At 66.9% G+C, this 13287-nt stretch carries 15 protein-coding genes; 6 read left to right on the top strand and 9 right to left on the bottom strand.

Annotation, left to right across the window (positions count from 1 at the left end):
* Positions 1-21: 21 nt before the first annotated feature.
* From IQ292_RS13350 to IQ292_RS13340, 3 genes are all read right to left on the bottom strand, one after another.
* A complete protein-coding gene (locus tag IQ292_RS13350) occupies positions 22-2547 on the bottom strand; it encodes a glycoside hydrolase family 31 protein (RefSeq protein WP_203310813.1) in 2526 nt (841 codons plus the stop codon).
* A gap of 116 nt (positions 2548-2663) precedes the next feature.
* A complete protein-coding gene (locus tag IQ292_RS13345; RefSeq protein WP_203310812.1) occupies positions 2664-3065 on the bottom strand; it encodes a hypothetical protein in 402 nt (133 codons plus the stop codon).
* Between the two features lie 215 nt (positions 3066-3280).
* The gene (locus IQ292_RS13340; RefSeq protein WP_203310811.1) at positions 3281-3922 is read right to left on the bottom strand and encodes a TetR/AcrR family transcriptional regulator; all 642 of its coding nucleotides are present in this window, start codon (positions 3920-3922) and stop codon (positions 3281-3283) included.
* Between the two features lie 179 nt (positions 3923-4101).
* Between IQ292_RS13340 and IQ292_RS13335 the strand changes: the two genes are divergently transcribed.
* Positions 4102-4500, top strand: coding sequence for a hypothetical protein (locus tag IQ292_RS13335; protein WP_203310810.1), 399 nt, complete (start codon positions 4102-4104; stop codon positions 4498-4500).
* 51 nt (positions 4501-4551) lie between these two features.
* Here IQ292_RS13335 and IQ292_RS13330 read toward each other — a convergent pair whose 3' ends face one another.
* Positions 4552-4872: an FtsB family cell division protein gene (locus tag IQ292_RS13330; RefSeq protein WP_203310809.1), complete on the bottom strand. Its 321-nt coding sequence runs from the start codon at positions 4870-4872 to the stop codon at positions 4552-4554.
* 48 nt (positions 4873-4920) lie between these two features.
* Positions 4921-6198, bottom strand: coding sequence for a phosphopyruvate hydratase (gene eno / locus IQ292_RS13325; protein WP_203310808.1), 1278 nt, complete (start codon positions 6196-6198; stop codon positions 4921-4923).
* 140 nt (positions 6199-6338) lie between these two features.
* Here eno and IQ292_RS13320 point away from each other — a divergent pair, with 140 nt between their 5' ends.
* The 5 genes from IQ292_RS13320 (at position 6339) to IQ292_RS13300 (ending at position 8211) form a co-directional block, all read left to right on the top strand.
* Positions 6339-6818: a hypothetical protein gene (locus IQ292_RS13320; RefSeq protein WP_203310807.1), complete on the top strand. Its 480-nt coding sequence runs from the start codon at positions 6339-6341 to the stop codon at positions 6816-6818.
* Positions 6819-6848: 30 nt separating this feature from the next.
* A complete protein-coding gene (locus IQ292_RS13315; protein WP_203310806.1) occupies positions 6849-7175 on the top strand; it encodes a phage holin family protein in 327 nt (108 codons plus the stop codon).
* Positions 7172-7471, top strand: coding sequence for a DUF3618 domain-containing protein (locus IQ292_RS13310; RefSeq protein ID WP_203310805.1), 300 nt, complete (start codon positions 7172-7174; stop codon positions 7469-7471). The genes IQ292_RS13315 and IQ292_RS13310 overlap by 4 nt, the downstream gene beginning before the upstream one ends.
* Positions 7472-7498: 27 nt before the next feature.
* Positions 7499-7882, top strand: a complete 384-nt coding sequence (locus IQ292_RS13305; RefSeq protein ID WP_203310804.1) for a hypothetical protein — start codon at positions 7499-7501, stop codon at positions 7880-7882.
* Between the two features lie 101 nt (positions 7883-7983).
* Positions 7984-8211 (top strand): DUF4170 domain-containing protein, encoded by a 228-nt coding sequence (locus tag IQ292_RS13300; RefSeq protein ID WP_203310803.1) that lies wholly within the window; start codon positions 7984-7986, stop codon positions 8209-8211.
* 107 nt (positions 8212-8318) lie between these two features.
* Here the strand turns inward: IQ292_RS13300 and IQ292_RS13295 are convergent, their stop codons facing one another.
* The 4 genes from IQ292_RS13295 to IQ292_RS13280 all read right to left on the bottom strand — a co-directional run bounded on the left by IQ292_RS13295 (position 8319) and on the right by IQ292_RS13280 (position 13252).
* Positions 8319-9092, bottom strand: coding sequence for an APH(3') family aminoglycoside O-phosphotransferase (locus tag IQ292_RS13295; protein ID WP_203310802.1), 774 nt, complete (start codon positions 9090-9092; stop codon positions 8319-8321).
* Between the two features lie 25 nt (positions 9093-9117).
* The gene (gene greA / locus IQ292_RS13290) at positions 9118-9594 is read right to left on the bottom strand and encodes a transcription elongation factor GreA (protein ID WP_203310801.1); all 477 of its coding nucleotides are present in this window, start codon (positions 9592-9594) and stop codon (positions 9118-9120) included.
* A gap of 61 nt (positions 9595-9655) precedes the next feature.
* On the bottom strand, positions 9656-13000 hold the full coding sequence (carB, locus tag IQ292_RS13285; RefSeq protein ID WP_203310800.1) for a carbamoyl-phosphate synthase large subunit: 3345 nt from the start codon (positions 12998-13000) through the stop codon (positions 9656-9658).
* Complete coding sequence (locus IQ292_RS13280) at positions 13001-13252, bottom strand: hypothetical protein (protein WP_203310799.1); 252 nt, start codon at positions 13250-13252, stop codon at positions 13001-13003.
* Between the last annotated feature and the right edge of the window lie 35 nt (positions 13253-13287).

The raw sequence follows: 13287 nt of genomic DNA, 5'->3' as shown, positions 1-13287 counted from the left end.
TCCGAGCCGTGCCGTGTCCGATCAGCGGCGCGCGATGACCAATTCGCCCGCCTTGGCGGCATCGGGGATGTCGAAGCTGAGCGTACCGGCCGCCGGGTCGAATCGTGCCGACGACGCGCGCAGACCGCTGACCCGACCATCTCCCTGCCAGCCATGGACGACGAGTGCGATGCGCGACCACCAGGGCTTGAAGCGCCCCTGTCGCGTGTCGAACGCGATGCGCAGACCATCGGGTGTGACGGTGCAGCGCACCTGCTGCCGCAGGACCATGCCCTTGCGGAACGCCATCGAGTGGCCATCGTCGGCGTAGAGATCGCCGCGGCAATCGTCGCCGGGATAGACGTCGAGCTGCAGCGGCCCCTTTGGCGTCTCGCTGGTGCTCTGCACGAGCGGCTGGCGCGGCAGGATCGTCCCCGCCCGGACGAAGACGGGCAGATAGTCCAGCCGCGGCGTCACCGTCAGCCTATCGCCACGCGCGGTCGCTTCTCCGGTCGCCTGGCTCGCCGACTGGATCTGCCCCGCTTCCTGTTTCTCGGGCGTACCCGCACGCCGTCCGGTCCAGTAATCGTACCATCCGCCCGCGGGCAGGCAGACGTCATAGGCGATCGGCTGGTCGGGCCGCGGCGACGGGGCGACGAGCAGCGAGCGGCCGACGGTGAAGGTCCACGACTGATCGCACGACAGGCGCAGCGCGGAGGGATAGTCGTAGAAGACCGGGCGCAGGATCGGGTCGCCCAGACGGCTGTTCTGGTCTGCCAGCGCATAGAGATAGGGCATCAGGCGATAGCGCTCCTCGATGAACCGCCGGCGGATCGCCAGATGCTCCGGCCCGTCGACCCAGGGCTCGACCCGCGGCGTTCCCTTCGCCGAATGATCGCGGAACACGGGGTAGAAAGCGCCGATCTCGAACCAGCGGGTTGCCAGGTCCGCGCTGGGCCCGCCCGCAAAGCCCGTGACGTCCGCCGCGCCATAGGAGAAGCCGGAAAGGCCCAGGTTGATGATCTGCTGGACCGACAGCTTGAGATGATCCCAGGTCGCGAGATTGTCGCCCGTCCACGTCACCGCATAACGCTGCCCACCGGCGTAGCTGGCGCGTGTCATCACGAAGGCGCGCTCGTTCGGCGCCAGCTTCCGCAATCCGTCGTATGTCGCGCGCGTATTCTCCATGCCATAGACGTTGTGGATCTCGGCATGCGGCGCCGTGCGGGCTGCGAAATCGTCGCTCGCGATCCGGTGCATGACGTCGGGCGGCATCGTCTTGGTCGGCGTTTCAAAGATCGCCGGCTCGTTCATGTCGTTCCATGCACCGGCGACGCCGTCCGCGACCTGCTGCGCGAACAGGCCGCCCCACCAGTCGCGCGTCGATTTCTGCGTGAAGTCGGGAAACACCGATGGGCCTGGCCAGACCGGCGCGACATAGATCGACCCGTCCGCCCGATGCACGAACCGGTCGCCCCTGATGCCGCTGTCATACGGCGCATAGCCCTGGTCGGGCGCGCGCGCGACATGCAGGTCGGTGATGGTCACCACCTTGAACCCGTCCTTGCCCATGTCCCGGATGAGGCCCTTCATATCGGGGAAGGTCTGCGTATTGACGGTGAACGGTCGGTTGCGGTCCTGGAAATCGATGTCCAGCCACAGCACGTCGGTGGGGATACGCTCCTGCCGCAGCCGGCCTGCGACGCTGCGCAGCTCGTCCGCACTCATGTAGCTGTAGCGGGACTGCTGGTAGCCCAATGCCCATTGCGGCACGAGCGGAGCCTTGCCCGTCAGGTCGGTATAGCGGCGTACGACCTCCGCCGTGGTGGGGCCGGCGATGACATAATAGTCGACCGGACCGTCGGGCGCGCCAAAAGCCAGAACATTGTCGTCGCGGTGCCCGAAATCGAACCAGCTGCGCCAACTATTGTCGAAGAATATCCCGTAACTGCCGGCTGGGCCGCCGACGGCGATGAAGAAGGGAATCGATTTGTAGATGGGATCGTCGCCGCTACCGAAGCCAAATGCGTCGGTATTCCAGTCGACGAAGCTCTTGCCGCGACGGTCGAGGCCGCCGGTCTTGTCGCCCAGCCCGAAATAATGTTCCCCCTGCGGCATCACCTTGCGCAGCGTGAAGGCAGCGCCGTCGCGGGTGAAGGGCTGCGCGGCATCCGCGGTGATCACCTTGCCGGCCGGATCGGTGACCGTCATCCGGCCGTCGGGCGCGAAGGCGACGCGGAGCGCGGACGTGGCGAAACCGTCCGGCGTCGGCGTCACCCGAACGCGCTGCCTGCGGACATCCGCCTCGACCGCCCAGCTTGCGTCCTCCGGCATCGCGCCATCGCGGTCGATCCGCACGCGCAGGATCGAGTCGGTCAAGGCAACGACGCGCACCGTGCCGCCGGGACGGCGGACGGAGACGCCATCGGGCTGCGCAACCACCGACGCGGCGGCCGACCCGACCGGCGCCTGGGCCGCCGCGACCCCCGGCATGACCGCGAGCGGCGCGAGCGAAAGCAACAGGGCGGCGCGGCGCCGGGCAAGGGGCGCAAGGCCACGCGAAATCATGATCATCTCTCCCTGGGGATGGGTATGCTATGCTTCCCCAAGGAGTTGCGGGAGGAGAACCCGCGCGTCAACCACGGATGATGGCGGACGCGGCACGGGCCGGCGGACGCAGCCCGTCAGGCGCGCCGCTGCATCCCCGCTTCGCGCGCGATCGCGATCCCGTCGACGACGAGTTCGTAATGCGCGGGCGAATAGCCCGCCGCCAGGAACGACCGAACTTCCGCCGAGGGCACCGAATAGCCCCGACGCCAGCTCAGCACCGCGATCCGACGCAGCGCCTCCAGCTTCGGGTCGGCAAGCTGCGTGCTCGCCTTGATCCCGAACACCCATTCGATCAGCCGCGAGAGCGGCCCCGGACCGCGCAGCGACGACAGGCCGTCACCCCGCGCCAGCCCGATCACCGAGCGTTCGAGCTCGGTCAGCATCGGCTTGTCCTCGACGGGCGCGGCCAGCCGCTGCACCGCCGCCGCGCGGGCAAATCCGGCCATGCCGGGCTCTGCGAATGCCATATATGCCATGATCGACCTCCCTTCCCGCGTCCGACCGGGCGACCCCGCGCGCCACCACGGCGCACAGACCCGCTTGCGGTCCGACGGATGAACCTTGTGTATGAACGACTGGAACATCGGGCGGCTGATCCGCCGCCCCATCTTCTATACTGATCGGTATATAAGGCGGTTCATCCGCCGTCAATTGTTTTGTACCGATCGGTAGCAAAAAAATTTGCGGTGGATCAGCGACCCGGCCAGACCGCCAGGCTCGTCTCGACGAGCAAGGCCAAATCCTCACGCGTCGCCCCCGCCCCGGCCTGCACGGACATCCCCAAAAAGAGTGCGAACAGATAGCTCGTCAGGCCCACGGGATCGATGTGCGGCGGCAGGTCGCCCTCGTCCCGCGCCCGCGCGAACCGCTCGGTCAGCGCCGCCTGCGACGAGGCGCGGCGCGCGAGCAAGGCATCGCGGATCGACTGCGCCTCGGGTCCGCAGGCCATGGAATTGATCACGCCCATGCAGCCGTGCGGCTCGCCCCGGCCGGTCTGCGCATCGAGCGCGCCGCGCAGCAGATATTCCGCCACGCCGCGCGCCGTCGGCTGGTCCAGCGCACCCCGCATATAGGCAAGCTTTTCGGCCTCGTAGAGGTCGAGCGCCTTGTGAAACAGGGCCTCCTTGTTGCCGAAGGCCGCGTACAGGCTGGGGCGGGTTATCCCCATGGCCTCGGTGAGGTCGGTCAGGGAGGCGGCGTCATAGCCCTTCGCCCAGAAGACGCGCAGCGCCGCCGCGAGCGCGGCATCGGTGCAGAATTCGCGCGGGCGCCCCTTGGCAGGGGTGCACGGCGAAGCCGGCAGAGGCGACGGGGCGGCTAGAACGGTTTCCATATCGAGCGGTATATATATCGTCGTGGCGCATCCGCCAAGCCGTTCCGTCGGAACGGCCGCATCCCCTCCCGCCGTCTTGCCGGACGCCGGCGAAGCGCCGCAGCGCCACCGCCGACATTCCGGTCGAGGATATTCCGCGGCTTCGTCGCGTTGACGGGAACGACGCGAAGGAGAGCGACATGACCGATATCCGCAAGGTCGATCCGGGGCACGGCGCCGGCGGCGCGCCGTTCGATGACGAAAACGGTCGCTATGGCCAGGACTATCATCGGGATCGGGAAGCTGAGATGGGACGTGAACGCCCGAGCGGCACGGTGGGCGAGGGCAAGGACGCCGAATCGCATCCTGCCGAAGGCGGCGCGCGCCAAGCTGATATTCCCGCCGACAACGGGCGCCGCGCGTCGTTCGACCCACGGACCGGCGAGGTCCACGGCAGCGGCAGTTCAGCCGGCGGCGGCAGCGAAGGTGATGACTTCAGCAGCGACTCCGAGGCGGGCGACGGCTATCCCTTCACCGGCCGCGAGGGCACCGTGCAAAAGGCACCCGACGATCTGGGGCCGCCCCATTTCAAGGAGTGAGGCGCAGTCATGTCCCGCGTCGGCCGGACGCGGGGCTGCCCGTCGCGTTGCTCAGCGCAGCGGCACGATCACTTCGTTGGGATGCGCGACGTTCAGTTCCTTGCGGACCATCTCGTCGACCATGTCCGGATTGGCATGGTCGGGGTCGAGCAGCGCCACGCGGTTCTTCAATACCGCGCGCCGCTGATCCAGCAGCGCATATTGCTTCTCGCGCTTGGAAAGCTGTCGCTTGTAGTCGCCATAGGCCATGATGCCGTTCGGCCCCAGCACGGCATAGACGCCAAAGATCGCAACGATCGTGAGACCGACGGCAGGCAAGGCCGCGCGACGCATCGTCTTGCGAAAGGCAGAGGATTTCGTCGCGCGGGCCATGCATCCATCCTGATTCGGGCCGACTCGCGCGTCAAGCCCGTAAAAGCGTCAGGCCTTCAGAACGCTGCGCCCGGCATAACGTGCCACCGAGCCCAGCTCTTCCTCGATACGGATCAGCTGATTGTACTTCGCGAGCCGGTCCGAGCGCGCGAGGCTGCCGGTCTTGATCTGGCCGCAGTTGGTCGCGACCGCGAGGTCGGCGATCGTCGCGTCCTCGGTCTCGCCCGAGCGGTGGCTCATCACGGCGGTGTAGCGGGCGCGCTGCGCCATGCTCACCGCTTCCAGAGTCTCGGTCAGCGTGCCGATCTGGTTGACCTTCACCAGCAGCGAATTGGCGTAGCCGCCCTCGATGCCGCGCGCGAGGCGCTTCGGATTGGTGACGAACAGGTCGTCGCCGACCAGCTGGACCTTGTCGCCCACCAGGTCGGTCAGCGCCTTCCACCCTTCCCAATCGTCTTCGCTCATCCCGTCCTCGATCGAGAAGATGGGGTAACGACGGGTCAGATCGGCGAGATATTCGGCCATGGCGCCGCTCTCGAGCACCTTGCCCTCGCCCGAGATATTGTAACGGCCGTCCTTGTAGAATTCGGTCGCCGCGCAATCGAGCGCCAGCATCACGTCGTCACCCGGCGTGTAGCCCGCCTTCTCGATGCTCGCCATGATGAAGCCCAGCGCTTCCTCGGTGCTGGCGATGTTGGGCGCGAACCCGCCCTCGTCGCCGACACCGGTCGCAAGCCCCTTGTCGTGCAGCGCCTTCTTCAACGTGTGGAAGATCTCCGAGCCGCAACGGACCGCCTCGACGATGCTGTCCGCGCCGACGGGCACGATCATGAATTCCTGGAAGTCGATGGGGTTGTCCGCATGCTCGCCGCCGTTGATGATGTTCATCATCGGTACCGGCAGCACGTGCGCGGAGACGCCGCCGACATATTTGTACAGCGGCAGGCCCCGCGCGTCCGCCGCGGCCTTCGCCGCCGCCAGGCTGACGCCCAGGATCGCGTTCGCGCCCAGCCGGCCCTTGTTCTCCGTACCGTCGAGCGCGATCATCTTGGCGTCGAGCTCCGCCTGATCCTCGGCATCGTAGCCGACGAGCGCTTCGGCGATCTCGTCATTGACCGCATCCACCGCGCCATCGACGCCCTTCCCGCCCCAGCGGCTCTTGTCGCCGTCGCGCTTCTCGACCGCTTCATGTGCGCCGGTGGAGGCGCCCGACGGCACCGCCGCGCGACCGAAGCTGCCGTCCTCCAGCAGCACGTCGACCTCAACGGTCGGATTGCCGCGGCTGTCGAGAATTTGGCGGCCGTGGATGTCGATGATTGCGGTCACGTAACGATGCTCCTACCTTTTGGGGCGAGATACGGGCCGGCCTCTACCCCGCTCGCTGCATAGCGGCAATCTCCTATGGCCGGAGGGAACCGCCATCTGGCGGGGCGGGTTGAGGCGGTCGAACAACGAAAGGGTTCGTCATGTCCGACACCGACGCAAGACCGATGACCGACGCGGACGTGCTGCCCGCCTCGGACGGCGACACGCTCGACGCCGACACGTCCGGCACCGCGCAGAGCAAGACCGCTCAGGCCAAGCAGGCGATCAGGGACCAGGCCGACAAGTTCGGTGGGCAGGCCAGCGACCGCATCCGCACGCTGGCCGACACCGGCAAGGAAAAGGCCGGCAGCGCGCTCGACCAGCTCTCGCAGATGATCGGTGACGCCGCGGGTCAGGTCGACGAGAAACTGGGCGCGCAATATGGCGATTACGCGCGGCAGGCCGCGACGACCGTCTCGCGCTTCTCCGAGCAGGTGAAGGGCAAGGACGTCGACGATCTGCTCGAAGACGTCCGTGGTTTCGTCCGCGAAAGCCCGGGCGTCGCCGTCGGCGTTGCCGCTGCGCTCGGCTTCGCGCTCGCGCGGCTGGTGCAGTCGGGCCTCGACAGCAACAAGGGCTGAGCGTTCTTGGCTAGCACGGGGAACAGGCAGATGACCGAGGAGCCGGGCGTGGCGACACTGGTCGGCCAGCTCGTCGAGGACACACGCAATCTTGCCAGCGCGGAAATCGCCCTGGCGAAGGCGCGTGTCGGCGAACGGGTCTCGGCCTATAAGAGCGCCGCGATCTTCTTCGCCATCGCCGGGGTGCTCGCGCTCGCAGCCTTGGTGGCGCTGCTCGTGGGGCTCATCATGACGTTGACCCCGCTGATCGGGCCGGGCTTCGCAACCGCCGTGGTGGTCGTGCTGGTCCTCGTCCTCGCGGGCGTGCTCGGCATGATCGGGAAAGCCCGGCTCGCACCGGCGAAGGTGGTACGATGAGCAACCTTCCCGGCACCCGTCTTGCCGATGCCGAGGCGGAGGCGACCGCCGCGCGCGAACGGCTCAACACGACGCTCGCGCAGCTGCAGGTCAAGCTCGACCCGCGCACGCTGACGCGACAGGCGACGAAGGAAGTGGTGGACAAGAGCGCCGCCGCGGCGGCCGCGGGGATCGACACCGCGCGCCGCAATCCGGGCGCGGTCGCAGGCGCCACCGCCGTCGCCGGGCTCTTCCTCGCACGCCACAGGATCGCCCACCTGTTCCGCCGCAAACCCAAAACAGACCGCCGGGATTGACCGGCCACCGCGATAAAGGATCGACCCATGGCTCCCAATCACGAAACGCAAGGCCAGATCGCCGACATCGTCCACACGGCCGAAGACAAGGCGCGCGATGCCGCGCGCGCGCTCGAGGGAAACCCGATCGGGCTCGTCGCGGGCGGCCTTGCCGTCGGGGCGATCGCGGGCATCCTGATCCCGCGCTCCGCCAAGGAAAAGGAACTGCTCGCGCCGGTCGGACGGACGATCGCCGAGCGTGCCCGCTCGGCGGTCGGTGCCGCCCGGGAAGCGGGCTATCAGGCGCTTGACGAGCGCGGGCTGACGAAGAACGCGGCGCGCGATCAGGTCAAGTCGCTGTTCCAGGGGTTGACCGAGGCGGTCCAGACGGCCGGCTCCGCAGCCGCGGCATCGGCGCGGAACAAGGGATGACGCCTGCGCCCCGGCGGTCGACCCGCCGGGGCGGTCAAGGCCTTCAATATTGCGCTGCAACAGGCTAATGGGCGGCGATCCCTCCCTAGCCAGGATTTCGCATGAGCAAGCTTCACCTCGTCTTCGGCGGCCGCGTCACCGATCCGCGTACGCTCGATTTCGCCGATCCCGCCAGCCTCGAAGTCGTCGGGATCTTCCCCGATTATGCCAGCGCCGAGAAGGCGTGGCGCGCGGCCGCCCAGCGGACCGTCGACGACGCGGAGATGAAGTTCGTGGTCGTGCACCTCCATCGCCTGCTCGAGCCGGATCTGGTCGCGCCCACGGCGTAATCGCGCGCGCCGTCGAACGCCGTCGCCAGCCCGTTTCGATCGTTCGTGCCTCGGCGAGCCCGGCACGAACGGACAGCGCGGATCGCCCCCCGGCAAGTCCGATGGCGTCAGAACAGCTCGTCGAGACAGCGATGGAATTCGAGCCGTTCCCGATCGAGGGCGGCGATGCCGTAATTGGTCAGAAATCGCGCGGCAGCATCATCGCCGAATTCGCGCAAATTCTGCCACAGGATCGCGATGTCCTGATACCGGTCTGCAACGCCAAGTCGTCCGACGTCGATGCAGCCGGTAACGACCCCCGTGGCGTCGATCAGCACGTTCCCCAACGAATAGTCGCCGTGCGTGACGACGCCGTGGCGCACCGCCGGTCGCAGCGCAACCAGCCGCTCCCACATTTGATCGGCGGACCAGCCGGCATGGTCAGGGTCGAAATCCTCATGGTCGACCGTCCCTCCATCGATCAACCGGCGCGCGTGTGCCAGACGCACGTCCGCGCCGGCATCGAAGGGGCAATCGGCGATCGGCAAGGCGTGAAGGCGACGCAGGAAGTCGGCGAAGGCATCGATGACGGCGGGAAGCATGGCGGGATCGTGCGCGATCCAGTCATCGCCCGTCCGCCCGGCGACCGCCTCCGTCAGCAGCCACGCTTCGTCCGGCTCCCGCATGAAATGGAGCGGTGTCGCGCAGGGAAGGCGGCCGTGCAGCCAGAACAGCCGATGCGCCTCGTCGGCGACGTCGTCCGCGATGCGTTCCCGACCGAATTTGAGGTAACGCGCCGGCGCGTCGCTGCGCGTCAGGCGAAAGACGGTCGCCCCGGCTTCTCCGGAGAGAACCGGCTCGACCGACCAGCCCTCGATCAGGTCTTCGAGGGGACGCGGCACCGATTGCGACACGCCCCCGCCCCGATCAGATGAACTCGATCTTGCTGACCAGATAATAACGGTCGCCCGCGGGCACGGCGACTTCGACCTCGTCCTCGACCTTGCGACCGATCAGCGCGCGGCCGAGCGGCGAGTTGTAGCTGATCCGGCCGGTCTTCGCGTCCGCCTCGGTCTGCCCGACGATCTGGTATTTGACGGGCTTGTCGTCCTCGTCGAGCAGGGTCACGGTCGCACCGAACACGACCTTGTCGCCCGACAGATCCTTCGGATCGATGATCTGGGCGCGGCTGAGCTTGTCCTCGATATCGGCGATCGACGCCTCGATCTGGCCCTGGCGCTCCTTGGCCGCATGATATTCCGCGTTTTCCGACAAGTCGCCGTGCGCGCGCGCTTCCTCGATCGCGTCGACGATCTGGGGACGCTCGACTTTCAGACGCTTCAGGTCCTGGGTGAGCTTGTCATAGCCCTCCTGGAGCATCGGCATCTTTTCGACGGTGGCCATAGTCTCGTGTCCCCAAATTCCCTTGCCCCCGTGCGGGCCGGTTACCCGGCCCGCCCGCACGTCACGCCATTATGTCGGAGGATCGATGGTGCGACTGCGAATAGTAGGATTGCAGGGGCCGTACTTCAAGGGAGGCGGTCCCGATCGCCTTGGCGACCTGGAGACTGGCGGGCGCGGTGGTGAAATAGGGGATCTTCTGCCCCAGCGCCGCCTGGCGGATCGGCTTGGAATCCTTCAGGCTCTGCCACCCTTCCGTGGTGTTGAAGATCAGCGTCACCTCACCGTCCATGATCCGGTCGAGGATGTGCGGACGCCCTTGCGCGACCTTGTTGACCTTCTCCACCTCGATGCCGGCGCGGGTCAGGTAATCGGCCGTCCCGCCTGTCGCCAGGATGTGGAAGCCGCGCGCGACGAGTTCGCGTACCGCGGGCACGATATGCGGCTTGTCGGTGTCCTTGACGCTGACGAACGCCGTGCCGCCGGTCGGCAACACGGTGCCCGCGCCGAGCTGCGACTTCATGAAGGCGGTGGTGAAATCGGGGTCGATCCCCATGACCTCGCCGGTGGACTTCATCTCGGGCGACAGCACCGGGTCGATGCCGGGGAAACGGTTGAACGGGAACACCGCTTCCTTGACCGCATAATGATCGATGTGGCGGTCGATCGTCGGCAGGTCCTTCAGCTTCTCGCCGGCCATGACGCGGCTGGCGATCTTGGCGATCGGCGTGCCGATCGCCTTGGCGACGAAGGGCACGGTACGCGACGCGCGGGGATTGACCTCGATGAGGTAGACCACGCCGTCCTTGACCGCGAACTGGATGTTCATCAGCCCCCTAACGCTCAACGCGCGCGCCAGCGCCTCGGTCTGGCGCTCGATCTCGGCGATCACCTCGGCGGGCAGGCTGTACGGCGGGATCGAGCAGGCGCTGTCGCCCGAATGGACGCCCGCCTCCTCGATATGCTGCAGCACGCCGGCGACCACCACGTCGTCGCCGTCGCAGATCGCATCCACGTCGACCTCGATCGCGTCGCGCAGATACTGGTCGATCAGCACGGGGCTGTCGCCCGACACCTGCACCGCGGTCTGGATGTAATCGTCGAGCTGCTGGATCGAATCGACGATCTCCATCGCGCGGCCACCCAGCACGTAGCTCGGCCGCATCAGCACGGGGAAGCCGATCCGCTCGGCCGCCGCCACCGCCTCGTCGCGGCTGCGCGCCAGGCCGTTGGCGGGCTGCTTCAGCCCGAGCTTGTTGACCAGCGCCGCGAAGCGTTCGCGGTCCTCCGCCAGGTCGATCGCGTCGGGGCTGGTGCCGAGGATCGGGATACCCGCCTTTTCCAGCGCGCGCGCCAGGTTGAGCGGCGTCTGGCCGCCGAACTGGACGATGACGCCGACCAGTTCCCCGCGCGACTGCTCGACGTGCAGGATCTCCAGCACGTCCTCGGCGGTCAGCGGCTCGAAATAGAGGCGATCGGACGTGTCGTAATCGGTGCTCACCGTTTCCGGGTTGCAGTTGATCATGATCGTCTCGAAGCCTGCATCAGCCAGCGCGAAACAGGCGTGGCAGCAGCAATAGTCGAACTCGATCCCCTGCCCGATCCGGTTCGGCCCGCCGCCCAGGATCACGATCTTCCTGCGATCGGACGGCTGCGCCTCGTTCTCGGGCTCGCCGAAGCTCGGCGCCTCATAGGTCGAGTACATGTACGGCGTCTTCGCGTCGAACTCCGCGGCGCAGGTATCGATGCGCTTGAACACGGGACGCACGCCCAATTTGTGGCGATGCTCGCGCACCTCCTCCTCGGTGACGCCGCCGGTCATCGCCTTGACCGCTTCGTGGATCAGGCCAGATCCGCGCGCAATGCCGCGCGCCATGCCGCGCAGGTTCGCGGACTGAAGCGCCAGCCACGCCAGCCGCTTGTCGCTGAAGCCCATCGCCTTCAGGCGGCGCATACCCGCCGCGTCGATCGGCAGGCCGTTCTTGCAGACCTCTTCCTCCGCCGCGACGATCTCCGCCAGCCGCTCGACGAACCAGGGGTCGAACTTCGCGATCGCGTGGATCTCGGCGACAGTGAAGCCCTCCCGAAGGGCCTGCGCCGCGACCAGCAGCCGGTCGGGGCTCGCCACCGCCAGCGCCGCCTCGATCTCCTCGCGCGGGGCGCCGGACAGGCGCTCGACGCGGTTGAAGCCGGACAGGCCCGTCTCCAGCCCGCGCAGCGCCTTCTGCATCGACTCGTGGATGTTGCGGCCGATCGCCATCACCTCGCCGACCGACTTCATCGCGGTGCCGAGCACGGCTTCGGCGCCCTTGAACTTCTCGAAGGCGAAGCGCGGAATCTTGGTGACGACATAGTCGATCGTCGGTTCGAACGACGCCGGCGTCGCACCGGTGATGTCATTGTCGATCTCGTCGAGCGTATAGCCGACCGCCAGCTTGGCCGCGACCTTGGCGATCGGGAAACCGGTCGCCTTGGACGCCAGCGCCGAGGACCGCGACACACGCGGGTTCATCTCGATGACGATCAGGCGGCCGTCCTTCGGATTGACCGCGAACTGGACGTTGGAGCCGCCCGTCTCGACGCCGATCTCGCGCAGCACCGCGATGCTGGCGTTGCGCATGATCTGATATTCCTTGTCGGTCAGCGTCAGCGCCGGCGCGACGGTGATCGAATCGCCCGTATGGACGCCCATCGGATCGATATTCTCAATCGAGCAGATGATGATGGCGTTGTCCGCGCGGTCGCGGACCACCTCCATCTCATATTCCTTCCAGCCGAGCAGCGACTCCTCGATCAGCACTTCGGTGGTCGGCGACGCATCCAGGCCCTTGCGGACCATGTCGACGAACTCGGACCGGTTGTAGACGACGCCGCCGCCGGTGCCGCCGAGCGTGAAGCTGGGACGGATGATCGCGGGCAGGCCGACCTGCTCCAGCCCGGCCAGCGCCTCCTCGACCGTGTGCGCGATCGCCGAGCGGGCGCTTTCCAGCCCGATCCGGGTCATCGCCGCCTTGAACTTCTGGCGATCCTCCGCCTTGTCGATCGCTTCGGCATCGGCACCGATCATCGTCACGCCGAACTTCTCCAGCGTGCCGTCGTGGAACAGCGCCAGCGCGGTGTTGAGCGCGGTCTGCCCGCCCATCGTCGGCAGGATCGCGTCGGGGCGCTCCTTCTCGATGATCTTGGCGACCACCGCCGGGGTGATGGGCTCGACATAGGTCGCGTCGGCGCCTTCCGGATCGGTCATGATCGTCGCCGGATTGCTGTTGACGAGGACGATGCGGTAGCCCTCCTCGCGCAGAGCCTTGATCGCCTGCGTGCCCGAATAGTCGAACTCGCACGCCTGGCCGATGACGATCGGCCCCGCGCCGATCACGAGGATGGAGGAGATGTCGGTGCGTTTTGGCATCTACTTGGCCTTAGCTTTAGCTTTGTTCTTTTCCCACATGACGACGCCGAGCTTGTCGGTCGCCCCTGGGATTTTGTCGATTTCCGCTCGCACGCACCCCATGGCCATGAAGTTGTCATCGGGTGAAGCGAACAGAAGAATATGCTCATCCTTGAGGACAAGCCTGCCGACAGGAAGGCTGCATCTCTTCGAAATCGCATCGAGGTCGACCTGGCTTTGCGCAGACGCATGGTTCGAGATCGATAAGATCAAGAGTCCGCTCGCACCAAGGAGTGAACGTAGCAGCC

Source organism: Sphingomonas beigongshangi, from assembly GCF_016820445.1.
Classification (GTDB): domain Bacteria; phylum Pseudomonadota; class Alphaproteobacteria; order Sphingomonadales; family Sphingomonadaceae; genus Sphingomonas; species Sphingomonas beigongshangi.
This window is presented reverse-complemented; position numbering and strand designations above follow the sequence as displayed.